A 21587-nucleotide genomic window follows, 5' to 3' on the forward strand; every position below is an offset into this window, starting at 1 on the left:
GGACCGTGTCGACCTCCTCCCCGCTCACGACCGGCCCCGGCCCCCGCCGGGCCCGCGCCGAGCACGCCGCCGACCTCGCGCTCCTGCCCGACCTGGTGCGCGCCGCCGTGGCCCGCTCCGGCGCCGTCGGCTGGTCCGTCGAACCCGGCCCGTTCTGGTGCCACGTCGTGCCCGCCGGAGCCGTCCGCCGGGCACAGGGCTGGAAACTGCACGTCTCCGCCACCCCGCTGTCCGCCCCGCTGGTCCTGGCCCGCGCCGCCGAGGTGCTCGTCGCCCACGGCGCGACCTTCAAGTTCGCCGGCAGCCCCGCGAGGGTCGCCGCGCTGGTCTCCGGGCGCTCCGCCCGCGGCGGGGGCGGCAAGTTCCTCACCGTCTACCCGGCCGACGACGACCGGTTCCGGCTGCTCGCCGAGGAGCTGCACCGGGCCACCGCGGGCCTGCCCGGTCCGACCGTCCTCTCCGACCGCCGCTACCGCCCCGACAGCCAGGTCTCCTACCGGTACGGCGTGTTCTCGGGCGTAAGAGAGCTGACCGCCGACGGCGGTTTCGCGGCCCGGCTCACCGACCCGGAGGGCCGCCCCGTCGAGGACGAGCGCAACGCCTGGTTCAGTCCGCCCGCCTGGGCCGGCGACCCCTTCCCGGACCGCCCGGCCGCCCCGGCCCGCAGCACGACCGCCGCCAGACCCGTCCTCCTCGCCGACCGATACGTCGTCAGGGGCGCCATCCAGCACTCCAACAAGGGCGGCGTCTTCCGCGCCGAGGACACCCGCACCGGCGCCCAGGTCGTCGTCAAGCAGGCCCGCCCGCACGTCGGCGCCGGACTCGAAGGGCTCGACGTCCGCGACCTGCTGCGCCGCGAGGCGGCCCTCCTCGGGCGTTTCGCCGCGGCCGCCCGCGACCGCGTCCCGCAGCCCGTCGAGGTGTTCGAGCAGCAGGGCAGCGTCTTCCTCGCCGCCGAGTCCGTACCCGGTGCCACCCTGCGCCGCACCGTCGCGGAGCGCCTCGCCGCCGAGGGCACCGCCTGCCCCGACGCGCGCACCGCCGACTCCCTCGTCTGGCAGCTGACCGAGCTGGTCGCCACCGCGCACGGGCTCGGCGTCACCCTGCACGACTTCAACCCCAACAACGTCATGGTCACCCCCGACGGGCGCCTGCTCCTCATCGACCTGGAGATGGCCGCACCGCCCGGTGAACGCTGGGTGCTCGGCGCCACCCCCGGCTACACCGCACCCGAACTGCGCGCCGCCGACCAGGTGGCCCCCGCGTTCCCGCCGGGCGTCGACCTGTACGCCCTGGGCGCGACGGTCCTGCACGCGCTGAGCGGCGCCGACCCGCTGTTCGCCGCCGACCGGCCCGTCGCCGACGCCCGTCCCGACGAGGACCGCCTGGCCGGACTCGTCGCCCTGCTGGCCCGCGACCACCCGCTCGTCCGCCGCTTCGCCCCGCTCGTCCGCGGGCTCATGCGGGACGCCCCGGAGGACCGCTGGAGCCTGGAGCAGGCACGGAACTTCGTCACGCGCCTCCGCGGCGACGGGCGCCCGGCCCCGGCACCCCTCACCGCACCGGCGGCGGACGCCCGCATGGCGGAGCCGCCCGACCCGCGGGCGACCCGCGACCGTCTGCTCCGCGACGGCCTCACCCACCTGCTGGCCACCCTCCGCCCCGACGACCCCGAACGGCTGTGGTCCTCCGACTCGTTCGGCGAGAACTGCGACCCGGTCGCCGTCCAGCACGGCTCGGCCGGCGGGGTCGCCGTCCTGGCCCGGGCTCTGCGCCACGCGGACGCCCTCGACACCGCCGGAGCCCCCCTGGAACGGGCCGCGCTCCGCGAAGGACTGCGCACCGCGGCCCAGTGGACCGCGGACCGGGTGGACGCCCTGCCGGGGCACCTCCCGGGGCTCCACTTCGGCCGCTCCGGCACCGCCTGGGCCCTGCTCGACGCCGCCCGGGCACTGGACGACCCCGCCCTGGCCGGGCGCGCCGCCGAACTCGCCCTCGCGCTGCCCGTCCGCTGGCCCAACCCCGACGTCTGCCACGGCGCGGCCGGCTCCGGCCTGGCCCAGCTGCACTTCTGGCGGGCCACCGGCGACCCCCGCTTCCTCGACCGGGCGGCGCAGGCCGCCGAAGGGCTCCTGGCGGCAGGGCGGCGCACCCCCGAAGGGCTGTTCTGGCCGGTGCCGGAGGACTTCGGGTCCGCCCTCGCCGGAGCCTGGCACTACGGCTTCGCGCACGGCGTCGCCGGAGTGGGTACCTTCCTGCTGCTCGCCGCCGGGGCGACGGGGGAGGACCGGTTCCGCGCGGCGGCCGTCGAGGCCGGCGCCACCCTCGCCTCCGCAGCGCGCGGGGGAGCGGCCGGCGTGCTGTGGCCCGTGGACCGGGCCCGCCACCTGTCCGACTCCCCGGAGCTCGCCCGCCACTGGTGCAGCGGCTCGTCCGGCGTCGGCACCTTCCTCGTCCGGCTCTGGGCGGCCGGCGACGGCGCCGCCGACGGCCTGCTCGCCCTGGTGGACGGGGCGGCCCGCGCGGTGCGGGCGGGCCGGGTCACCGACTCGCCCGCCACCTGCCACGGACTCGCGGGCAACGCCGAGTTCCTCCTCGACGCCGCCGTGCTCACCGGAGACCCGCGCCACCGCGCCGACGCCGAACTGCTCGTCGAACACCTGGCGGCGCAGGCCGTCCTGCGCGACGGACGCCTCCTGGTGCCCGACGAGAACCGCAGGACCGTGCTCGCCGAGTACGCCACCGGCCTCGCCGGCAGCCTCTCCCTGCTGCTGCGTCTGCGCTTCGGCGGCCCCCGCGCCTGGCTGCCCGAGGGCTGAGACGCCCGCACCCCCCCCAGGACTTCCGTCGGCCGCCGGCCGACGGACGCCGGTCCCGCACGGGCCGGCACCACCCGGAACACGCGAAGGAGAACGCCATGATGGAGCACGACATCGACGCCCTGCAGGTGCTGCCCCAGGAGGTCCGCACCGAGGACGCCCGCGGTGAGGAGCACGCCGCCGCGCTCATCACCGCCTGCCGTTGGCTGACCAGCGGCTGCTGACCCACAGCCGGGAGCGGGACCCCCGACGGGGGGTCCCGTTTGGCGTCCTCACGGCGCTTGCCCGGGCCCCCGGGGCTCGCTCAGGCCCGCCACTCCCAGCGCCGCTCCCCGTCCTCGAAGGTCTCCGTCGGTGCCAGGCCCGCGGCCGCGGCCACCGTCGCCGAGGCGTGGTGGTCCGGGTGGACGTGCGCCAGGAGCACCGGCGTGCCGAGCGAACGCAGCCAGGCGGCCAGCGCGCCCGCCGCCTCCTTGGCGAGCCCCCGGCCCTGCCAGGCGGTGCCGGTCACCCAGGCGATCTCGGCCGCCCCGCCCGTGACCGTCGCCTGGACGGTCCCGACGGCGGCACCCGTGGCCCGCAGCCGCAGCACCCAGTTGCACCAGGCCGTCCCCGGATCCGACGGCCCCGCCAGCATCCTGGCGTAGCGCGCCCGCAGCTCCGGCTCGGACAGCGGGGCGCCCCCGATGAACACGTGCAGCGCCGGATCGGCCAGCGCCTCGGCCATCTCGGGCGCGTGGTCGAGCCGCAGCGGCTCCAGGTCCAGACGCGCGGTGTGCAGGGGGACGACGGTGACGACAGGGATCATGCGACAAGTGTCGCCCGAGGCGTGTCAGACGGGTGAGGCGGGCGCGGCCCACGCGATCCGGCCCACGCGATCCGGTCCGGCGATCCGGTCCGGCGATCCGGTCCGGCGATCCGGTCCGGCGATCCGGTCCGGCGATCCGGTCCGGCGATCCGGTCCGGCGATCCGGACCGACGATCCGGCCCGACCTGACGAATGTTCACATGACGGCTCCGTGAACGGCCCGTCCCGACCCCGGGCCCGCCCCTAGGGTGTGGCCGACCCCGCCCCGAAGCGCCGAGGAGAACCGCCCGTGCCCGCCCGCCGCACCCTCCTGAAGGCGCTCGCCGGCGCCCCCGCCCTGCCCCTGATGGGGAACGCGCCCGCCACGGCCGCCCCCGTGCCCGACCTCGCCCCCGACCTCGCCCCCGGCATCGTGAAGCCGACGCCGCCCGAGTACTTCACCCTCCGCGGCACCAACGCCGAAGCCCGGTACGAGACCTTCGCGGGCACCGGCCCGCTCACCCCCGTCGACCGCTTCTTCGTCCGCAACCACACCTCCACGCCCGTCCTCGACGCCGCCACCTGGAGCCTCACGGTCTGGGGCGACGGACTGCACGGACGCACCCCGGTCCGCTTCGGGTACGGGCAGCTGCGCGACCTGCCCGCCGTCACCCGGACGGCCCTGGTGGAGTGCGCCGGGAACGGCCGCAGCCTCTACACCACCCAGCAGGGCGAGACGGTCGCCGGCACCCCCTGGACCCTCGGCGCGATCGGCGCCGCCCGCTGGCGAGGTGCCCGCCTCTCCGACGTGCTGCGGCTCGCCGGGATCGCCGCCGACGCCGTCGACGTCCAGCCCCGTGGCCTCGACGACCCGTACGTCACCGGCGGCGTCGACCTCGGCCGGGTCCGCCGTCCGCTGCCCGTCGCCAAGGCGCTGGACGACGTCGTCCTCGCGTACGAGATGAACGGCGAGCCCCTCCCGTACGACCACGGCCACCCGGTCCGGCTCATCGTGCCGTCCTGGATCGGCATCGCCTCCATCAAGTGGCTCGGCGACATCCAGGTGTCCCGCACCCCGCTCGCCTCGCCCTGGTCCACCGACTACTACCGGCTGTTCGGCGCAGCCCACCCGCCCGGCGGCAGCGCTCCGCTCACCCGCCAGACCCTCAAGAGCGCCTACGAACTGCCCTTCGGCGCCACCCTGGAGAGCCGCAGGACGCACCGGCTCACCGGCCGCGCCTGGTCCGCCCTCGCACCCGTGGCCCGCGTCGACGTCTCCACCGACGGCGGCGCCCACTGGCGGCCCGCGCGGCTGCTCGACGCGCCCCGCCGGGCCGGCTGGGTCCGCTGGACGGCGCCCTGGCACCCGCACGGCACCGGGCCCGCCACCCTGCTGTCCCGGGTCACCGACGCGGCCGGCAACGTCCAGCCCGAGCGGGCCGTCCCCAACACCCAGGGGTACCTCTTCGACGCGATCGTCCGCCATCCCGTCACCCTCGCCTGAGCCGGAGCGGGCCCTGCCCGGCCCGGGCCGAGCGGCGAGATGACCCGAACCTCCGTATAAAGGGCACTGGGGTGCCGTCGGTGCCGTGCGCGCCCCGGCAGAGTCCCCAGCAGGGCCCGGGAGGTTGGGAAGATGCGGCAGACAGCTCCGGAGGGCCGCGGACCGGTGCGCTACGGACCGCCCGCACCGGAGCCCGGCCTCCCCGTGCTGCCCGGCCTCGCCGCCCTCCTCGCCGCCGCGGCCGGCCGCACCACCCCCGAACCGCCCGGCGGCGGACCGGTCCTGCGCGGGGCCGCCGCCGGCTACTGGTGGCGCCGCGGCCTGCGCACCCACGCCGAGGACGTCGTCGCCGCCCCCGGCGCCCCGCCGCTGCTGCTCGCGCTCATCGCCGCCCACGGCGGCGACCTCCTGCTGCCCCGGCCCTGCCCCGCCTGGTGGACCCCGCAGGCCCGGCTGCTCGGCCGGCCCGCCTACCACGTGCCCACGCCCGCCGAGTGCGGCGGCGTCCCCGATCCGTACGCCCTCCTGGAGACCGTACGGCGGATCCGCGCCGAGGGCGGCAGCCCCCGCCTGCTGTTCCTCTCCGTCGCCGACGACCCCACGGCCACGGTCGCCCCGCCCGAACTCGTCCGCGAGGCCTGCGAGGCGGCCGTCGCCGAGGGCCTGCACATCATCAGCGACGAGACCTGGCGCGACACCGTGCACCGCCCGCAGGAGACGGTGCTGCTCAGCCCCGCCGAGATGTGCCCCGACGACGTGACCGTCCTCAGCGACCTGTCCGGGGCCCTCACGCCCGCCGGCTGGCCCTGCGCCGTCGCCCGCTTCCCGCCCACCGCCGCCACCCGCACCGACCGGTACGCCGACCCCAGGGCCCGCACCCTCGACATCCTCACCGCGCTCGGCGCCCTCGTGGCCGGCCCGGTCGCCCCGGCCGCCGCCCACGCCCTCGACGAACCCGAGGACGTCACCGTACGGGTCCGGACGACGGCCGCCCTGCACGGGCGGATCGCGGCGGCCGCCCACCGCGCCGTCCTCTCCGCCGGGGCCCTCGCCCGGCCCCCGCAGGCCGGCCGCCACCTCTACGCCGACCTGGGCCCGCTGCGCGCCGGGCTCGCCGCCCGCGGGGTCACGGACTCCCTGGAGCTGGAGAACCACCTCACCGAGCGGCTCGGCACCCCCGTCCCCGGCGGCCACCGCTTCGGCGACGAACTCGGCGCGCTGCGCGTCCGGTTCGGCACCGCCGCCTTCCTGGGCGCCACCGAGGAGGAGCGGAGCGAGGCCCTCGGCTCCGCCCGCCCGGAGGAATCACCCCACGTGGCCCGGGCGTTGAGCGCCTTCGGGGCCGCGCTCGACGAGCTGGCCCGCTGACGGAGGTGGACGACGACCCGGATGGCGCGCAGACAGCACGGACGGCGGCACCGAAAGCAACGACGGCACGGACGCCGGCACCGAAGGCCACGGCAACACCGAAGGCGGACGGAAAGACGGAGGTAGCAGCGATGACGGAACAGACCGCCCGGCCGCCCCGGGCCCCGCACCCCGCCGGCACCCCTGACGCCCCCGACGTCCCGCGTCCCGCGCCCGTCCTCCAGCCCCTCGGCCGGGTGCGCCACGACTGGCCGCGCTCCTTCGCCGACCGGCTCACCGCGCCGCTGCCCGGTGTCCGCGCCATGGCCCGGCTCGCCCGCGAGGGTGCCGTCCGCCCCGGGCCCGAGGGGCTGCGGGACATCCCGCTGCTCCCGTTCGCCCCCGGGCCGTTGCCCGAGGCCGGGCCCGGCACCCTCGCCGTCACCTGGGCGGGACACGCCAGCTGGGTGCTGCGGATCGGCGGGCTGACCGTGCTCACCGACCCCGTCTGGTCGCGCCGCATCCTCGGCACCTCGGCGCGGCTCACTCCCGTCGGCGTCCGCTGGGAGGACCTGCCGCGCGTCGACGCCGTCGTCATCAGCCACAACCACTTCGACCACCTCGACGCCCCCACCCTCCGACGCCTCCCGCGCCACACCCCGGTCTTCGTGCCCGCCGGGCTCGGCCGCTGGTTCACCCGCCGCCGGTTCAGCCGCGTCACCGAGCTCGACTGGTGGGAGGCGGCCGAACTCGACGGCGTGCGCTTCGAGTGCGTCCCGGCGCACCACTGGTCCAAGCGCACCCTCCTGGACACCTGCCGCTCCCTGTGGGGCGGCTGGGTGATCGGCGACCGGGAGGGGCGGCGGGTCTACTTCGCCGGGGACACCGGCTACGGCCACTGGTTCGCCGAGATCGGCCGGCGCCACCCCGGCATCGACCTCGCGCTGCTCCCGATCGGCGCGTACGACCCGCGCTGGTGGCTCAGCGACGTCCACACCGACCCGGAGGAGGCCGTGCGGGCCTTCCAGGACCTCGGTGCGCGGCGGATGGCGCCCATGCACTGGGCGACCTTCGTGCTCTCCTCCGAGCCCGTCCTCGAACCGCTCACCCGCGTGCGGGCCGCCTGGGAGCGCGCCGGGCTGCCCCGCGAGGACCTGTGGGACCTCGCGGTCGGAGCCTCACGGGCGGTCAGCCCTTAGGGTTTCCGCCGGGCTGCTCCGCCGTCCGCCCCCGCAGCCGCCGCCACAGCGAGGGTGCCGCGCCGAGCAGCACCGTCAGACCGACCGCCGCCACCACGCCCTGCCACGGCTCGGGGAAGAGCGAGCCGCCCAGGATGCCGATGAGCTGGTACGTCGCCGCCCAGGCCAGGCACGCGGGCAGGTCACCGCGGGCGAAGCGGCGCAGCGGCATCCCGGCGAGCAGACAGGCCAGCATCACCGGGATCCGTCCCGCCGGCACCAGCCGGGAGAGCACCAGCACCGGCACCTGATGGGTCTCCAGGCGCTTCTGGGCCTGGGCGAGCCGCTCCGGGGTGACCCGGCCGCGCAGCGCCGCCAGCCAGCGCGAGCCGTTGCGGGAGCGGACCCCCCGCTGTCCGAGCCAGTACAGGGCCAGGTCGCCCAGGAACGCCGCGGAGGCCGACACCACGAAGACGTAGAGCAGGGCCAGCGGCGCCGTCTGGTGGAAGGCCACCACCGCGGCCGAGCTGACGATCGCCCCGGTCGGCACCACCGGCACCAGCGCGCCGAGCGCCACGAGCAGGAACAGCGAGGGATAGCCGACGGCCTGCTGCGTCGACTCCGGCGGCAGCTCGCGCACCGCCGTCACGATCCGGTCGATCACCGGGCGACCTCCGGCCGCACCCGCTCGCCGTGGCCGAGGAGGTGCACCGCGACCTTGGGCGCCAGCCGGGCCGCGTGCCGGACGAACTCGTCGCCCGGGGCGTGGAACTCGTGGGGCCGGATCGCGTCCATGCCGATCGGCCAGTACGTGCCGTAGTGCACCGGCACCGCGGCGGCGGGCGAGAGCGCGGCGAGCGCCTGCGCGGCCCGGCCCGCGTCGAGGTGCCCGTGGCCGAGGTACGGCCCCCAGCCGCCGACCGGCAGGAGCGCCACGTCCACGGGGCCGACGGCCTCCGCCATGGCGTCGAACAGGCCGGTGTCACCGGCGAAGTAGGTCCGCGCCTCGCCCTCCACCACGTAGCCGAGCGCGGGGGAGCGGTGCGGTCCGACCGGCAGTCGCCGCCCGTCGTGCAGCGCGGGGACGGCCCGTACGGTCACGCCCTCGACGCCGACCTCGTCGCCGGGCGTGACCTCGGTGAGCCGCAGGCCCAGCCCGTCGAGCCGCCGCAGCGCCGGTACGGCCCGCGGCGCGCCGGCCGGGACGATCACCCGGGTGCCGGGGGCGAGCCGGGCCAGCGAGGGCAGGTGGAGGTGGTCGGCGTGCAGATGCGAGACGAGCACGGCCTCGGCGCGGGCCGCCTCGGGCGGGGGCAGCTCGCCGCGGCGGCGGCGCAGGTGCGCGAGCCGCCGGGTGAACAGCGGGTCCGTCAGGAAGCGGACCCCGGAGTCCTCGACCGTGCATGTGGCATGACCCCACCAGGTGACCTCCACCGGCACGCCGCCCTTCCTCGTCCGTTCCGCCCGTCGTCCCGGCCTGTCCGCGACCCCTTCCGTAACGAGGGTAAATGTCCGGTGCCGTCGGTGTGGCCGGTCTTCGACGGAGCACCCGCAGGCGGTACGCGGAAGATCTCCTCGGGTGTCCGGCGACGCAGTAGGGTCGCCCCATGAACGACGTTCGGGTGGCGGCGATCGCCAGCCTCACCCCGCTCGAAGAGCTCGACGAAGATCCCTTCCTGGTCGACACCCGCAGCCAGCACGCCATGTGCGTCCGCTGGGCCGTGGACAAGGGGTACGTGGTGGCGAGGCGGCTGCTGTTCTACGGCATCCGGCCGGACCACGAGGCCCTGTGGGCTGACGTCGACGCGGGGGTCGTGGACCTGTTCGTCGCCCCGAACGAGCGTGTCCTGGCCCGCGCGCTGACGGACGTGCCGGAGTTCCTCGCCGAGTGCGAGCGGCGCGGGGTGCGGCTGGAGACCGCGGGACTCGACGAACCCGCGTACGACGCGCCGATGAAGGCCGGGGTGCACCGGCGCATGTCCATGCCCACCGCCGGGTACGACGGCTGCTGAGAGCGCCCGGACCCACCCGCCTTTTCCCCGGCCGACCTGCGCGCGGTGGCCGTTGTGCCACGCTTGGGGCAGGAAACGGGTGAAAGGTGAACCAGGCGTGGGTGAACGGCGAGGGCGTCCCACCGGCCGCTGGCGGAGCACGGGCCGGGCCGCGATGCGGGTGATCACGGTCTGGGTGGTCTCCACCCTCACCCTGCTGGTCCTCGCCGGCGTCCTGCCCGACTTCCAGCTCCAGTCCCGCGACGGCGACAGCCTCACCACGATCGCGTTCACCGCCGCCCTGGGCGCGGGGGCCTTCGGTCTGCTCAGCGCCCTCGTGTGGCCGCTGATCGTGCGCGCGCTGCTGCTCGTACCGGCTCTGGTGCTCGGCCTGTTGGTGTTCTTCCTCAACGGCTCGCTGCTGCTCGTCGCGCTCTGGCTCACCCCCGACGGGCGCGGCACCGCGGCCCCGCAGACCGCCGTCCTGGTGGCCGCCGTGATGTCCGCGGTCGCCTCGGCCACCGCCACCTCCCTCGCCGTGCGCGACGACGAGGCGTACCGGCGGCGCCTCTACCGGCTCGCCGACCGCCGGCGCCCCCGCCTCGCGCGCGGCCCGGAACCCGCCCCCGGCACGGTCATCCTGCAACTCGACGGCGTCGGCCACCGGGTGCTCCGCGACGCCGTCGACGACGGCCTGATGCCCACCGTCGCCGACTGGCTCGCCACCACCCACCGCCTCACCGACTGGCGCACCGACTGGTCCAGCCAGACCGGCGCCAGCCAGCTCGGCATCCTGCACGGCTCCAACGAGGACGTGCCGGCCTTCCGGTGGTACGAGAAGGACACCGGCCGGCTCATGGTCTCCAACCGCCCCGCCGGCGCCGTCGAACTCCAGCGCCGCGCCGTCGAGCGCACCGGCGACGGCGGACTGCTCACCTTCGACGGCGCCTCCCGCGGCAACCTCTTCAGCGGCGGCGCCGACCAGCTCGCCCTGGTCCTGTCGATGGCCGCCCGCCGGGGCCGCCGCAACCGTTCGCGGTCCGGCTACTTCGCGTACTTCTCCGACCCCGCCAACGCGGTCCGCACCGCCGGCTCCTTCGTCACCGAGACGCTGCGCGAGGTGGCCCAGTCGACCCGGGCGCGGCTGCGCCGCGAGACGCCCCGGGTCTCCCGTGGCGGCCTCTACCCCCTCGTCCGGGCCTTCGCCACGGTCATCGAGCGGGACGTGGTGGTCGCCGCGGTGATGGGCGACATGCTCGCCGGCCGGACCGCCGTCTACGCCGATCTGGTCGCCTACGACGAGGTCGCCCACCACTCCGGGCCACAGGGCCACGACACCGACCAGGTGCTGCGGCGGCTCGACCGCTCGCTCGCCCTGATCGCCCAGGTCGCCGAGCACGCGCCCCGCCCGTACCGGATCGTGCTGCTCTCCGATCACGGCCAGAGCCCGGGGAAGACCTTCGAGGACGCGTACGGGCTGGCCCTGCGCGACCTCGTCCGGGCGGGCTGCGGGCTGCCGGTGCCGCGGCGGGTGCGGCGCATCCGCCGGGGGCACCCCCAGGCGGAGTCCGGGGGAGGCTCGGAGGCCAGGGACGCGGCCCGCGACGCACTGCGCGGCGCGCTGCACCGGACCGTCGACGAGACGGCCGAGCAGGGCAGGGAAGGGGCGGAGGCGGCCGCGGTGGCGGCGGCCCGGGCGCCCGAGCCGCTGGTGCTGGCCTCCGGCAACCTCGGCCTGGTCTCCTTCCCGGGCGTGCCGCACCGGATGACCCGCGAGGAGATCGACCGGCTCCACCCCGCGCTCCTGCGCACCCTCGCCCACCACCCGGGCATCGGCTTCCTGCTGGTGGCGAGCGAGGAGCACGGCTCGGTGGTGCTGGGCCGCGACGGGGTCGAGGTGCCGGTCGCGGAGCTGACCGACGACGGGCCGCTCGCCGTCTTCGGCCCGGGCGCGGCGGACGCGGTGCGGCGCACCGACGGTTTCCCGCACGTCGCCGACATCATGGTCAACTCGATGTACGACCCGGCGACGGGCACCGTGCACGCCTTCGAGGAGCAGATCGGCTCCCACGGGGGCCTCGGCGGCGAGCAGGGGCGTCCGTTCCTCCTCTGGCCGCGCGAGCTGACGGAGCCGCCCGCCGGGATCGTGGGGGCGGAGCAGGTGCACCGGGTGCTGCGGGGCTGGCTGCGGGAGAACGAGGGGCCGCAGGTGCCGCTGGAGATTTCACCGTCCAGCAGCGATGCGGAAGCATTTCTTCCGGTCGTGGACCCGGCCGTACAGGACAAAAGCGGCTGATTTGGAGCGCCGTCTCAGCAGGCGGACGATGGGTGCGTTTGTACGACGAGAGGCGCACCACCCCCCATGAGCACGGCCACCCTTGAGACCCACCGCCGCACCCCCGACGAGGAGCCGCAGCCCGAGCACCGGCCGGACGGGGAAGCGACCGGGAAGCACGCCCGCGGCTTCGGCCTCCCCGTCGCCACCGCCCTCGTCGTCGGCAACATCATCGGCGGCGGCATCTTCCTCCTCCCCGCCTCCGTCGCCCCCTACGGCACCATCAGCCTGGTCGCCTTCGGCATCCTCACCCTCGGCGCGCTCTCCCTCGCCCTGGTCTTCGGCCGGCTCGCCCACCGGCACCCGCAGACCGGCGGCCCGTACGTCTACGCCCGCGCCGCGTTCGGCGACTTCGCCGGCTTCCTCGCCGCCTGGTCGTACTGGATCACCACCTGGGTCTCCAACGCCGCGCTCGCCGTCGCCGCCGTCGGCTACCTCGACGTGCTCGTCCCGATCCACGAGTCCACGGCCGCCACCATCGGCGCCGCCCTGCTCGTCCAGTGGCTGCCCGCGCTCGCCAACCTGGCCGGCACCCGCTACGTCGGTGCCGTCCAGCTGGTCGCGACGGTGCTCAAGTTCGTCCCGCTGCTGCTGGTCGCCGTCGGCGGACTGTTCTTCTTCGACAGCGCCAACCTCGGCCCCTTCCGGGCCGGCGACACGAGCGCGCTCGGCGCGGTCTCCGCGTCCGCCGCGATCCTGCTCTTCAGCTACCTCGGCGTCGAGTCCGCAGCCGTCAGCGCAGGCGAGGTCCGCGACCCGCGCCGCAACGTCGGCCGCGCCACCGTCCTCGGCACCCTCGGCGCCGCCGCGCTCTACCTGCTCGGCACCCTCGCCGTCTTCGGCACCGTCGCCCACGACAAGCTGATCACCTCCACCGCGCCCTTCTCCGAGGCCGTCGACGTCATGTTCGGCGGCTCCTGGGGCGGCGCCGCCGTCGCCTGCATGGCACTGGTCTCGATGGTCGGCGCGCTCAACGGCTGGACCCTGCTGAGCGCCCAGGCGCCCTACGCCGCCGCCCGCGACGGCCTCTTCCCGAAGGCCTTCACCGTCAAGCGGCGCGGCGTCCCCACGGTCGGCGTCCTCGTGACCGTCGTCCTCGCCTCGCTCCTGACCGTCTACAACTACACGGCCGGCACCCAGGGCGTGTTCGAGATGCTGGTGCTCGTCACCACGTTCACCGCCACCGTCCCCTACCTGCTCTCCACGGCCGCCCAGGTCTACTTCCTGCTCTCCGGACAGGGCGAGAAGGTCTCGCCGGCCCGCCTCGCCCGCGACGCCGTCCTCGCCGTCGCCGCCTTCGGCTTCTCCCTCTGGCTCGTCGCGGGCTCCGGCTACGCGGCGGTCTACCAGGGCGTCCTCTTCCTCTTCGCGGGCGTCCTCGTCTACGCGGCGATGGCGGCGCGCAGGACGCGCGCTTCGGCGGCCGGGCGCGCCGAGGACTGACCACCGGGGACCGACCGCGCCGGGGCGCCGCCGTGCCGCGGCGCGTGCGCCACCGCGCTCCGGCGCGCGCGCCCGCCGGTGCGGTGAATTCCGGTCCCGGCACGTAGGCCGCACGGGCGGTTGTGGCGTACGGGGCGGCTCGGGGCCGCCCCTACGGGGCAGGACGGATCTCCATGAGGTCCCTCCCCGCGCGCCCCGGCGTCCCCGCCGTGCGGGCCCGGCGGTTCGCCGTCGCGGTGCTGCTCGTGCTCGCCGCGCTGCTCGGCACCGGGGGAGCCCTCGCCGGGACGCCCGGCGCGGAACCGCGCGCCGTCGGCGCGGCGGCCGACCCCGCGCCCGAGGTCCACGACCTCGCCGAGACCGACGCGACCACCCCCGGACGAGGAGCGCGGCGCCCGGCGCCGCCCCGCGGCGTGCGCACGACCGCGCCCGCCGCCGCTCCCGCTCCCGCTCCCGCGCCCGTACCGCCGCCGTGCGGCGACGCGCCCCGGTCGGCGGTGATGCGGTGCTGAGAGGCCCGGCCTCCCCAGCACCCCCTCACCCCACCGCAAGGAGCTTCGTCATGCCCGTGGACCCCTTCGCCGTGCTCAACGCGCTGCTGCGCGCCGAGGCGGCCCGTCAGGAACGCTCCGGCCACCCCGCGACAACGGAACACGAACCGGAACGGACCCCCCTCCGTGCCGCCCCCGGACCGGCCGCCGAACCGGAACCGACGGCTGACTGACCCCCGGCCGGGCCCGGGACCCGCCGCGGGCGGGCCGTCCCACGCGGCCCGCTCACGGCACGATCCCGCTCGCCCGCCGGGCGCTCCCGGCCGCCCGCTACCCGGCGGCCGCCGCCCGCGCCCGGTGGTCGTGCGCCGTCACCAGGGCCGTCACCGCGGCCGCCAGCAGCGCCATGGCGAGCAGTGCCGGGACCAGGGCCACCAGCGGGCCAGCCGCCAGGCAGCACACGCCGCCCACGAGGAGGGCGGTCGGGCGCGGGCCCGAGCAGCGCAGCACGATCGCCGCCGCGCCGAGCAGCAGCCGCGGCGGCCCGTCGTACGCGCAGCCCATGAGCAGCAGCACGAACGGCGGCGCCACCGACAGCAGGGCCGTGCGCCGCAGGGTGGCCCGCAGCGCCGTGTCACCGGGGCTGGACACCCAGTACGAGACGAGGTGCAGCGTCCGCACCAGGCCGTAGCAGACGACGAACACCACCGGCGCGGGCAGTCCGCCCGGCGCGTCCGCGAACACCTCCGGGACCGCGAGCGACACCACGAACACCACGGTCATCACGGTGACGAGCACCGCGAACAGGGCGCCGGAGTCCGCCCGTACGACATTGCCCAGCCAGGCGAAGGCACACCAGCACCACCACAGCAGCGCCAGCACCGTCATCGCGCCGACCACCCGCACCGGGGACGGATGGGCCGCCATCAACGCGGTCACCTGGGTGATCGCGTAGACGAAGACCAGATCGAAGAAGAGCTCGGCGGGCGTCACCTTGTGATCGCCCCCGGCCGCGACCATCCGCGCCCGTTCCCTGCCAGCCACCGCATCCCCCTTGCGCAGCGCACACTTTCGGCCATCCAGGCGCGCACCCTACAACGCCCGCACGGCACCCGGACCACGCCCCGGCATTACCTCCCGCGTAATCGACCCCCGCCGCCCGCCCCGGCATCCTCGTGAGCACCGGGTCCCGGGCGGCGCACTCCGCCCGGGCACCGGCCCCGATCCCGTAGAAACAGCCTTCCAGGAGGGTGATCCGCCATGTCCCAGGCCCTGCTCGCCGGTCTCTCCCGCACCACTCAGCCGCGGTCCATGGTGCGCCGGTTCCTCGCGCTCGACGCCGTCGTCACCGGCGGCAACGGGCTCGCCTACGCGGCCGCCTCCGGCCCCCTGGGCGAGCTCCTCGGAGTGGGCCGCGGCCTGCTGCTCGGACTCGGCGTCTTCCTCACCGTCTTCGCGGCCGGGGTGGCCTGGCTGGCGAGCCGGCCGCAGCCGCCGGTCCTCGGCGTCAAGGCCGTCGTCGACGCCAACCTGCTGTGGGCGGTGCTCAGCGTCGTCGCGCTCGTCGCCTGGCTGGAGCCCAGCACCGCGGGCGCCGTCTGGACGCTGCTCCAGGCGGGCACCGTCGCCGGCTTCGCCGCCCTCCAGTGGGGCGCGCTGCGGGCGACCGCTACGCCGTGAGCGACTGGAGGTACGCGACCGTCTCCGGGTCGGCCGGCAGGAAGGTCTCGATGGCCAGCTCGGCGACGGTCACGTCCAGCGGTGTGTTGAACGTCGAGATCGACGACACGAACGACAGCACCCGCCCGTCGTGCTCGATCCGCAGCGGCAACGCGAAGGAGGGGTACGGCTCCGGGTCCTCCCGGTCCGCCGGATCCCCGGCCCCCTCCGGCAGCGGATAGGCCGCCACCTCCTCGTACAGCGCCCGCAGCGACTCCGAACGGACGAGCCCGATCTGACGCTCCATCTGGGCGAGCAGGTGCCCCCGCCACTCCCGCAGATTGCGGATGCGCGGCGCCAGGCCCTCCGGGTGAAGGGTGATCCGCATGGCGTTCAGCGGCGGGGTCAGCAGGTGCTCCGGCAGTCCCGCCAGCAGCATCCCGATGCCCTGATTGGCCGCCACCACCGTGTACGAGCCGTCCACGACCAGGGCCGGGTAGGGCTCGTAGCCCTGGAGCAGCCGCTCGATGCCGTCGCGCAGCGCCTCCAGGAACGGCGCGTCCAGCGTCGACTCGGTGAACCGCGGAGCGTAACCGGCCGCCAGCAGGAGGGCGTTGCGCTCGCGCACCGGCACCTCCAGGTGCTCGGCCAGCCGCAGGACCATCTCCTCGCTCGGCCGCGAACGGCCCGTCTCGACGAAGGAGATGTGCCGCGCGGACGAGTCCGCCCGCAGGGCCAGCTCCAGCTGGCTCAGCCGCCGCAGCTCGCGCCAGCCGCGCAGCAGCGGCCCCACACCCGTGTCGGTCGCGACAGTTGTCATGGCCAGACGGTATCCCAGAGGGGTACTCGGGTACCTTCTCCCCGGTGACCACCCGGTCACCTCAGGACCCGACCGGAGGGAGCAGCACGTGCCCACACAGCCGCTGTCGCAGAAGGAGATCGAGGACCGCCTGCGGGAGCTCCCCGGCTGGTCCCTCGACGGTGACCGGATCACCCGCACCTACCGGCTCGCCGACCACTTCGCCGCGACCGCCCTCGTCGTCCACGTCGCCTCGATCCAGCAGGAGCTGGACCACCACAGCGATCTGACGCTCGGTTACAACAGCGTCGTCCTGTCCGTGAACACCCACACGGCCGGCGGCGTCACCGACAAGGACTTCGCGCTCGCCGACCGCGTCGAGGCCGTGGCACCCGGACACGGCGCGAACTGACCCCCGCGTCATCTCCCCCGTACGATCACCGCATGGGGGAGACCATGCTCGACTACGAGACCGAGGCCGCGCGCTACGACGAGACCCGCGGCGGGGTGCCCAGGGCGGAAGCCGCCGCGGCCGCCGTGCTGCGGCTCCTTCCGCCCGGCACCCGCACCCTCGTCGACGTCGCCTGCGGCACCGGCCTCGTCACCGAACGCCTCGCCCGGACCGGCCTCACCGGCCCCGCCGTCTACGGGATCGACGCCGCGCACGCCATGCTGCGCGCCGCCGCCGGACGCCTTCCCGGCCGTGCCGTGCGGGCCGACGCCCGCCGCCTCCCGCTGGCGGACGCCTCCGTCGACGCGGTCAGCGCGATCTGGCTGCTGCACCTCGTCCCCTTCGCCGGGGCGATCGTCGCCGAGGCCGCCCGGGTGCTGCGTCCCGGCGGCGTCCTCGTCGCCACCGTCGACAAGGACGCCGCCCACGACGTCGGCAGCGACATCGACGCCCTGCTGCGCCCGCACCGCGCCCCCGACGGCGGCTCCGACCGGTCCGGCCTCGTCACCGCCCACGCCGCCGCCCACGGCCTCACCCCCGCACCCGGCACGACCTTCACCGGCCACGGCCAGGGCGCCACCCCGCGCGGCACCGCCGAGAAGCTGCGCAGCGGCTACTACGCCTCCTGGTTCCACGGCACCCCCGTGACCGTGGACCGGTTGACGAGCGCCCTCGGCGCCCTGCCGGACCAGGACCGCCCCCGCGACGACCCCGCGTACCGACTGGCCCTGTTCGTGAAGCGCGACACGAGCCCCGGGCCCGCCCCCGACGTCAGGCGCGGCTGAACTCCATCACCCAGTTCACCACCCACTCCCCGGAACCGGCGGGCGCGAAGGCCTGCTCCCAGCGGGCCGTCCCCTCCGCGATGTCCGACCAGCGGAACCGCACCCGCACCGGCTGGCCCCGGTAGCTGTCGTCGCCCAGGAACTCGCCCGTGCCGTCCTCGGCGAACCGGCCCCTGACCGGCGGACACAGCGCGCCCGTACGGCTGTCGGACCAGTTCAGCGTCCACTCGCCGGTCTCCGGCTCGTACAGGCGCAGGGTGAGCCCGCGGAAGTCCTCCGTCGGGAAGACGATCTCGTCCACGTGCGCCCGGCCGTCCCAGAACAGCCGGCCCGTCGTGTGGCCGTCGAACTCCGCCCAGCCGCTGTCCGGGTCCAGGAAGTCGGCGAGCCGGCGGTTGCGCACGGCCCACCGCCCGTCGAGGAAGTCGAAGCCCCGCCCGCTCACGCGCCCGCCCCCGTCGTGCCGGAGGCCGGCACGTCCGCGAGGTAGCCCGCCAGGTCCGGGCGGTCCGGGACCAGCATGTGCCGCACCCAGGCGTCCCGTTCGTGGCCGAGCGGCGCCAGCTCCCACACGCAGCCGATCCAGTTCCGCGCGCCCGGGGCCATCCGGACGAAGTGCGCCGGATCCGTGTCGGGGCAGTCCAGGGCCGGCTGGCCCGCCGCCGCGCCGCCGAAGTGGAGCACGTTGTCCCACACCCAGCTGTACGCGTTCAGGTACGCGCCCGTGTCGCCGCCCCGGTGCAGCACCACGAAGGCCGCCGCGGGGGTGCCGTCCGGCTCCGGCAGGAGCTCGGGCAGCAGCGCGTACGCCGCCTTCTCCACCTCCGGCTCGATGCCGGCCGGGTCGGCGGTGACGTGGTAGCGCTTGACGTGCCGGCCGGCGATCTCCACCGGCTCCAGGACGAAGAGGTTCTTCTCTGCGAAAGCCATGGCTGGACTCTAGGAACCCTTCACTGACACCTTGTGTCAGTGAAGTCCAGCCGACTCCTGTCCATCCTGCTGCTCCTCCAGACCCGGGGCACGATGACCGCCGCCCGGCTCGCCGAGGAGCTGGAGGTCTCGGTCCGGACCGTCTACCGGGACGTCGAGGCGCTGCACGCCGCCGGGGTGCCGCTGTACGGGGACGCCGGGCACCGCGGCGGCTACCGGCTGCTCGCCGGACACCGCTCCCGCCTCACCGACCTGTACGCGCGCGAGGCCGAGGCCCTCGTCCTCGCCGGACTGCCCGTCGCCGCCGACGAACTCGGCCTCGGCGGGCACTTCGCGGACGCCCAGCTCAAGCTGCGCGCCGCCCTCCCCGTTCCGCTGCGGGAGCACGTCGACCGGCTGCGGACCCGCTTCCACATCGACGCCCCCGGCTGGTACGCGGAGGAGACCGAGGTCCCCTTCCTCGCCCAGGTGGCCGAGGCCGTGCGCACCGGGCGGGTGCTCGCGGTCCGCTACAGCCGCTGGAAGGAGCCGACCGAGGTCGACCGCAGGCTCGAACCGTACGGACTCGTCCTGAAGGCCGGCCGCTGGTACCTGGTCGCCGGGCCCGGACCGCGCACCTACCGGGTCGACCAGATCCTCGACCTCACCATCACCGAGGAGGAGGCCCGCATCCCCGAGGGCTTCGACCTGCCCGCCCACTGGCGGGCGAGCCAGGCCGACTTCCACGCCCGGCTGCACCAGGGCGACGCCCTCGTCCGGATCTCCCCGCACGGCGCCGCCCGGCTCACCGGCGCCGCCGCCCGGGCCCTCGCCGAGAACGGCACCCCGGAGCCCGACGGCTGGACCCGGGCCACCCTGCCCGTGGAATCCCCCGAGCACGCCCACGGCTTCCTCCTCGGCCTGGGTGAGGAGGTCGAGGTCCTCGCCCCCGAGGACCTCCGCGAGCGCATCGCCGCGACGGTGCGGACGCTGGCCGAGCGATACGGGTGAGGCGGGGGCCGACGCCACGGGCGCCGCGCACGGCGACCCGCCCGGCGGCCCGCACGGCGACCCGCACGGCGACCCGCCCGGCGTCACGCCCGGACGTCCGCCCGTGTCCGTGCGCCGGCGCCGAACGCCCGCTCCGCGTACGCGGAGAAGTCGCGCGGCTCCCGGCCCAGGACCCGCTTCACCCCGTCCGTCACCGACGCGTTGTGCCCGTCGAGCAGCATCGCGAACAGCCCGGCCAGCCAGACCGCCTCCGGCTCCGGGAGCCCGAACTCGCCCAGCATGCCCGCGAACTCGGGCTCGCTCATCGGCACGTACACGACCTCGTGGCCGGCCGCCCGGGACACCTCCGCCGCCACCTCGGCGAAGGTCAGCAGCCGCGGACCCGTCACCTCGTGCACCAGGCCCGCGTGCCCGTCCTGGACCAGCGTCGCCACGATCACGTCCGCGAGGTCGTCCGCGTCGATGAACGGCTCGGCCGTGTCGCCCGCCGGGAAGGGGAGCGTGCCGGCCGCGACGCCCTCCGCGAGCAGCCCTTCGTCGAAGTTCTGCGCGAAGAACGAGGCCCGGACCACCGTGAGTTCGACCCCGGTCGCGCGCAGCGCCTCCTCCGCCGCGACGGCCTCCGGCTCGCCCCGCCCGGACAGCAGCGTCACCCGCCGCACCCCGTGCGCGACGGCCAGCTCGCCGAAGGCCCGCACCGCCTCCACCGCGCCGGGCGCGGCGAGGTCGGGGTAGTAGTTGACGTACGCGGCGTCCGCGCCGTCCAGGGCCGGGCCCCACGTGGCCGCGTCCTCCCAGTCGAAGCGGGTGGTGCCCGCCCGCGATCCCGCCCGTACCCGCGCGCCGTGCTCGGCCAGTCCCTCGGCGACCCGGCGGCCGGTCTTCCCGGTGGCGGCGGTCACGAGGACCGTCGACGCCGTGGTGAGGTCCGTGCCGCCCGTGCCGCTCGTCGCGTCCGCCGTGTGCCGCGTGTTCGTCGGGTCCGCCGTGTCCGTCGTGTTCTTCGTCGTGTTCGTCATGGCTCCACCTTCGCGGCCCGGCCGCCGCGTTCCCATGCTCCACCGGCTCACCCGCATACGCCTCCGTCTACGCTTGCCGCCATGGACGCACTCGCCGGCCTGCTCGACGGGCCGAGGGCCCAAGGCGCCTTCATCCTGCGGATGGTCATGGACCCGCCCTGGTCCGTACGGATCGAGGACCGGGCCCCGCTCTGCCTGATGTGCGTCACCAACGGCGAGGCCTGGATCGTGCCCGAGCGCGGCGCGCCGGTGCTGCTGCGCCCCGGTGACATCGCCATCGCCCGCGGCCCCGCGCCGTACACCGTCGCCCACGCCCCCGACGCGCCGCCGTCCGCCGTCGTCGGGCCCGGCGGCCGGTGCACCACCCTGCGCGGCGAACCGCTCGCCGAGGCGATGAACCTGGGCGTACGGACCTGGGGCAACGCCCCCGACGGCGGCACCAGCGTCCTCGTCGGCACCTACCTGCTGGCCGGCGAGGTCAGCCGTCGGCTCATGGACGCGCTGCCCGGGCTGCTCCATCTGCCGGCCGAGGTGTGGGACTGCCCGCTCATGCCGTTCCTGGAGGACGAGATCTCCCGCGACGAGCCCGGACAGAGCGTCGTCCTCGACCGGGTGCTCGACCTGCTCCTGATCGCCGCCGTGCGGGCCTGGTTCTCCCGGCCCGGCGGCGAGGCGCCGGCCTGGTACCGGGCGATGGGCGACCCCGTGGTGGGGCGCGCGCTGCGGCTGCTGCAGAACGACCCGGCCCACCCGTGGACCGTCGCCGCGCTCGCCGAGAAGGCCGGCGTCTCCCGGGCCGCGCTCGCCCGGCGCTTCGCCGAGCTGGTGGGGGAGCCCCCGATGGCGTACCTCACCGGCTGGCGGATCGCGCGCGCCGCCGACCTGCTGCGGCAGACCGACGCCACCGTCGAGTCCGTCGCCCGCCAGGTCGGCTACAGCAGCGCGTTCGCGCTGAGCGCCGCCTTCAAGCGGGTCCGCGGCGTGAGCCCGCAGGAGCACCGCGGCGCACGGGGCTGAGCCCGGCGGCGGACCGCGGCGACCCGGCGGTTGCCGGAACGG

At 76.0% G+C, this 21587-nt stretch carries 23 protein-coding genes; 15 read left to right on the forward strand and 8 right to left on the reverse strand.

What is annotated here, in order from left to right; translation table 11 throughout:
• The first annotated feature begins 5 nt into the window (after positions 1 to 5).
• Together lanL and OG309_RS30810 are read left to right on the forward strand one after the other, a co-directional pair.
• Positions 6 to 2819 (forward strand): class IV lanthionine synthetase LanL, encoded by a 2814-nt coding sequence (gene lanL, locus OG309_RS30805; RefSeq protein WP_329425823.1) that lies wholly within the window; start codon positions 6 to 8, stop codon positions 2817 to 2819.
• A gap of 98 nt (positions 2820 to 2917) precedes the next feature.
• Positions 2918 to 3043, forward strand: coding sequence for an ALQxL family class IV lanthipeptide (locus OG309_RS30810; protein WP_205628270.1), 126 nt, complete (start codon positions 2918 to 2920; stop codon positions 3041 to 3043).
• 80 nt (positions 3044 to 3123) lie between these two features.
• Here the strand turns inward: OG309_RS30810 and OG309_RS30815 are convergent, their stop codons facing one another.
• Positions 3124 to 3627 (reverse strand): GNAT family N-acetyltransferase, encoded by a 504-nt coding sequence (locus OG309_RS30815; protein ID WP_329425826.1) that lies wholly within the window; start codon positions 3625 to 3627, stop codon positions 3124 to 3126.
• A 346-nt stretch (positions 3628 to 3973) separates the two neighbouring features.
• On the opposite strand from OG309_RS30815, the gene OG309_RS30820 reads away from it, so the two are divergent.
• The 3 genes from OG309_RS30820 to OG309_RS30830 all read left to right on the forward strand — a co-directional run bounded on the left by OG309_RS30820 (position 3974) and on the right by OG309_RS30830 (position 7656).
• Positions 3974 to 5110 (forward strand): sulfite oxidase, encoded by a 1137-nt coding sequence (locus tag OG309_RS30820; RefSeq protein WP_329428627.1) that lies wholly within the window; start codon positions 3974 to 3976, stop codon positions 5108 to 5110.
• A 132-nt stretch (positions 5111 to 5242) separates the two neighbouring features.
• Positions 5243 to 6478 (forward strand): aminotransferase class I/II-fold pyridoxal phosphate-dependent enzyme, encoded by a 1236-nt coding sequence (locus OG309_RS30825; protein ID WP_329425828.1) that lies wholly within the window; start codon positions 5243 to 5245, stop codon positions 6476 to 6478.
• A 131-nt stretch (positions 6479 to 6609) separates the two neighbouring features.
• A complete protein-coding gene (locus OG309_RS30830; protein ID WP_329425830.1) occupies positions 6610 to 7656 on the forward strand; it encodes an MBL fold metallo-hydrolase in 1047 nt (348 codons plus the stop codon).
• On the opposite strand, the gene OG309_RS30835 is transcribed toward OG309_RS30830, so the two are convergent.
• The gene (locus OG309_RS30835) at positions 7646 to 8299 is read right to left on the reverse strand and encodes a DedA family protein (protein WP_329425831.1); all 654 of its coding nucleotides are present in this window, start codon (positions 8297 to 8299) and stop codon (positions 7646 to 7648) included. The two genes, OG309_RS30830 and OG309_RS30835, sit on opposite strands and share 11 nt — an antisense overlap.
• Positions 8296 to 9075 (reverse strand): MBL fold metallo-hydrolase, encoded by a 780-nt coding sequence (locus OG309_RS30840; RefSeq protein WP_329425833.1) that lies wholly within the window; start codon positions 9073 to 9075, stop codon positions 8296 to 8298. The genes OG309_RS30835 and OG309_RS30840 overlap by 4 nt, the downstream gene beginning before the upstream one ends.
• Positions 9076 to 9242: 167 nt before the next feature.
• Between OG309_RS30840 and OG309_RS30845 the strand changes: the two genes are divergently transcribed.
• The 5 genes from OG309_RS30845 (at position 9243) to OG309_RS30865 (ending at position 14128) form a co-directional block, all read left to right on the forward strand.
• Complete coding sequence (locus OG309_RS30845) at positions 9243 to 9647, forward strand: recombinase family protein (RefSeq protein WP_329425834.1); 405 nt, start codon at positions 9243 to 9245, stop codon at positions 9645 to 9647.
• 154 nt (positions 9648 to 9801) lie between these two features.
• Complete coding sequence (locus OG309_RS30850) at positions 9802 to 11922, forward strand: phage holin family protein (protein ID WP_329428629.1); 2121 nt, start codon at positions 9802 to 9804, stop codon at positions 11920 to 11922.
• A gap of 66 nt (positions 11923 to 11988) precedes the next feature.
• Entirely contained in the window at positions 11989 to 13404 is a 1416-nt protein-coding gene (locus tag OG309_RS30855; protein ID WP_329425836.1) for an amino acid permease, read from the forward strand.
• Between the two features lie 173 nt (positions 13405 to 13577).
• Positions 13578 to 13916, forward strand: coding sequence for a hypothetical protein (locus OG309_RS30860; RefSeq protein WP_329425838.1), 339 nt, complete (start codon positions 13578 to 13580; stop codon positions 13914 to 13916).
• Between the two features lie 50 nt (positions 13917 to 13966).
• Entirely contained in the window at positions 13967 to 14128 is a 162-nt protein-coding gene (locus OG309_RS30865; RefSeq protein ID WP_329425840.1) for a hypothetical protein, read from the forward strand.
• 97 nt (positions 14129 to 14225) lie between these two features.
• On the opposite strand, the gene OG309_RS30870 is transcribed toward OG309_RS30865, so the two are convergent.
• Positions 14226 to 14939, reverse strand: a complete 714-nt coding sequence (locus OG309_RS30870; RefSeq protein WP_329425842.1) for a low temperature requirement protein A — start codon at positions 14937 to 14939, stop codon at positions 14226 to 14228.
• Between the two features lie 216 nt (positions 14940 to 15155).
• On the opposite strand from OG309_RS30870, the gene OG309_RS30875 reads away from it, so the two are divergent.
• Positions 15156 to 15575, forward strand: coding sequence for a hypothetical protein (locus OG309_RS30875; RefSeq protein WP_329425844.1), 420 nt, complete (start codon positions 15156 to 15158; stop codon positions 15573 to 15575).
• Here the strand turns inward: OG309_RS30875 and OG309_RS30880 are convergent.
• A complete protein-coding gene (locus OG309_RS30880; protein ID WP_329425845.1) occupies positions 15565 to 16374 on the reverse strand; it encodes a helix-turn-helix domain-containing protein in 810 nt (269 codons plus the stop codon). The two genes, OG309_RS30875 and OG309_RS30880, sit on opposite strands and share 11 nt — an antisense overlap.
• A gap of 88 nt (positions 16375 to 16462) precedes the next feature.
• Here OG309_RS30880 and OG309_RS30885 point away from each other — a divergent pair, with 88 nt between their 5' ends.
• Together OG309_RS30885 and OG309_RS30890 are read left to right on the forward strand one after the other, a co-directional pair.
• Positions 16463 to 16765, forward strand: coding sequence for a 4a-hydroxytetrahydrobiopterin dehydratase (locus OG309_RS30885; RefSeq protein WP_329425848.1), 303 nt, complete (start codon positions 16463 to 16465; stop codon positions 16763 to 16765).
• 44 nt (positions 16766 to 16809) lie between these two features.
• Positions 16810 to 17589: a class I SAM-dependent methyltransferase gene (locus OG309_RS30890; protein ID WP_329428632.1), complete on the forward strand. Its 780-nt coding sequence runs from the start codon at positions 16810 to 16812 to the stop codon at positions 17587 to 17589.
• Here OG309_RS30890 and OG309_RS30895 read toward each other — a convergent pair.
• Positions 17576 to 18034, reverse strand: a complete 459-nt coding sequence (locus OG309_RS30895; protein WP_329425849.1) for a hypothetical protein — start codon at positions 18032 to 18034, stop codon at positions 17576 to 17578. The genes OG309_RS30890 and OG309_RS30895 overlap by 14 nt on opposite strands.
• Positions 18031 to 18519, reverse strand: a complete 489-nt coding sequence (locus OG309_RS30900) for a hypothetical protein (RefSeq protein WP_329425851.1) — start codon at positions 18517 to 18519, stop codon at positions 18031 to 18033. Before OG309_RS30900 ends, OG309_RS30895 begins: the two co-directional genes overlap by 4 nt.
• A 39-nt stretch (positions 18520 to 18558) precedes the next feature.
• Here OG309_RS30900 and OG309_RS30905 point away from each other — a divergent pair, with 39 nt between their 5' ends.
• The gene (locus OG309_RS30905) at positions 18559 to 19509 is read left to right on the forward strand and encodes a helix-turn-helix transcriptional regulator (RefSeq protein WP_329425852.1); all 951 of its coding nucleotides are present in this window, start codon (positions 18559 to 18561) and stop codon (positions 19507 to 19509) included.
• Positions 19510 to 19592: 83 nt separating this feature from the next.
• Here OG309_RS30905 and OG309_RS30910 read toward each other — a convergent pair whose 3' ends face one another.
• The gene (locus OG309_RS30910; protein WP_329425854.1) at positions 19593 to 20528 is read right to left on the reverse strand and encodes an NmrA family NAD(P)-binding protein; all 936 of its coding nucleotides are present in this window, start codon (positions 20526 to 20528) and stop codon (positions 19593 to 19595) included.
• Between the two features lie 81 nt (positions 20529 to 20609).
• Here OG309_RS30910 and OG309_RS30915 point away from each other — a divergent pair, with 81 nt between their 5' ends.
• Positions 20610 to 21545, forward strand: coding sequence for an AraC family transcriptional regulator (locus OG309_RS30915; protein WP_329425856.1), 936 nt, complete (start codon positions 20610 to 20612; stop codon positions 21543 to 21545).
• The last annotated feature ends 42 nt before the right edge of the window (positions 21546 to 21587 follow it).

The sequence above is a fragment of the Streptomyces sp. NBC_01268 genome, from assembly GCF_036240795.1.
Taxonomy (GTDB): domain Bacteria; phylum Actinomycetota; class Actinomycetes; order Streptomycetales; family Streptomycetaceae; genus Streptomyces.

What these genes read in the sequence shown, in the direction of transcription:
- OG309_RS30810 (WP_205628270.1), top strand. Translation starts at nt 2,918, where the DNA reads ATGATGGAGCACGACATCGACGCCCTGCAGGTGCTGCCCCAGGAGGTC.
- OG309_RS30815 (WP_329425826.1), bottom strand. Translation starts at nt 3,627, where the DNA reads ATGATCCCTGTCGTCACCGTCGTCCCCCTGCACACCGCGCGTCTGGAC.
- OG309_RS30820 (WP_329428627.1), top strand. Translation starts at nt 3,974, where the DNA reads ATGGGGAACGCGCCCGCCACGGCCGCCCCCGTGCCCGACCTCGCCCCC.
- OG309_RS30825 (WP_329425828.1), top strand. Translation starts at nt 5,243, where the DNA reads ATGCGGCAGACAGCTCCGGAGGGCCGCGGACCGGTGCGCTACGGACCG.
- OG309_RS30830 (WP_329425830.1), top strand. Translation starts at nt 6,610, where the DNA reads ATGACGGAACAGACCGCCCGGCCGCCCCGGGCCCCGCACCCCGCCGGC.
- OG309_RS30845 (WP_329425834.1), top strand. Translation starts at nt 9,243, where the DNA reads ATGAACGACGTTCGGGTGGCGGCGATCGCCAGCCTCACCCCGCTCGAA.
- OG309_RS30850 (WP_329428629.1), top strand. Translation starts at nt 9,802, where the DNA reads ATGCGGGTGATCACGGTCTGGGTGGTCTCCACCCTCACCCTGCTGGTC.
- OG309_RS30855 (WP_329425836.1), top strand. Translation starts at nt 11,989, where the DNA reads ATGAGCACGGCCACCCTTGAGACCCACCGCCGCACCCCCGACGAGGAG.
- OG309_RS30860 (WP_329425838.1), top strand. Translation starts at nt 13,578, where the DNA reads ATGAGGTCCCTCCCCGCGCGCCCCGGCGTCCCCGCCGTGCGGGCCCGG.
- OG309_RS30865 (WP_329425840.1), top strand. Translation starts at nt 13,967, where the DNA reads ATGCCCGTGGACCCCTTCGCCGTGCTCAACGCGCTGCTGCGCGCCGAG.
- OG309_RS30875 (WP_329425844.1), top strand. Translation starts at nt 15,156, where the DNA reads ATGTCCCAGGCCCTGCTCGCCGGTCTCTCCCGCACCACTCAGCCGCGG.
- OG309_RS30880 (WP_329425845.1), bottom strand. Translation starts at nt 16,374, where the DNA reads ATGACAACTGTCGCGACCGACACGGGTGTGGGGCCGCTGCTGCGCGGC.
- OG309_RS30890 (WP_329428632.1), top strand. Translation starts at nt 16,810, where the DNA reads ATGCTCGACTACGAGACCGAGGCCGCGCGCTACGACGAGACCCGCGGC.
- OG309_RS30900 (WP_329425851.1), bottom strand. Translation starts at nt 18,519, where the DNA reads ATGGCTTTCGCAGAGAAGAACCTCTTCGTCCTGGAGCCGGTGGAGATC.
- OG309_RS30910 (WP_329425854.1), bottom strand. Translation starts at nt 20,528, where the DNA reads ATGACGAACACGACGAAGAACACGACGGACACGGCGGACCCGACGAAC.
- OG309_RS30915 (WP_329425856.1), top strand. Translation starts at nt 20,610, where the DNA reads ATGGACGCACTCGCCGGCCTGCTCGACGGGCCGAGGGCCCAAGGCGCC.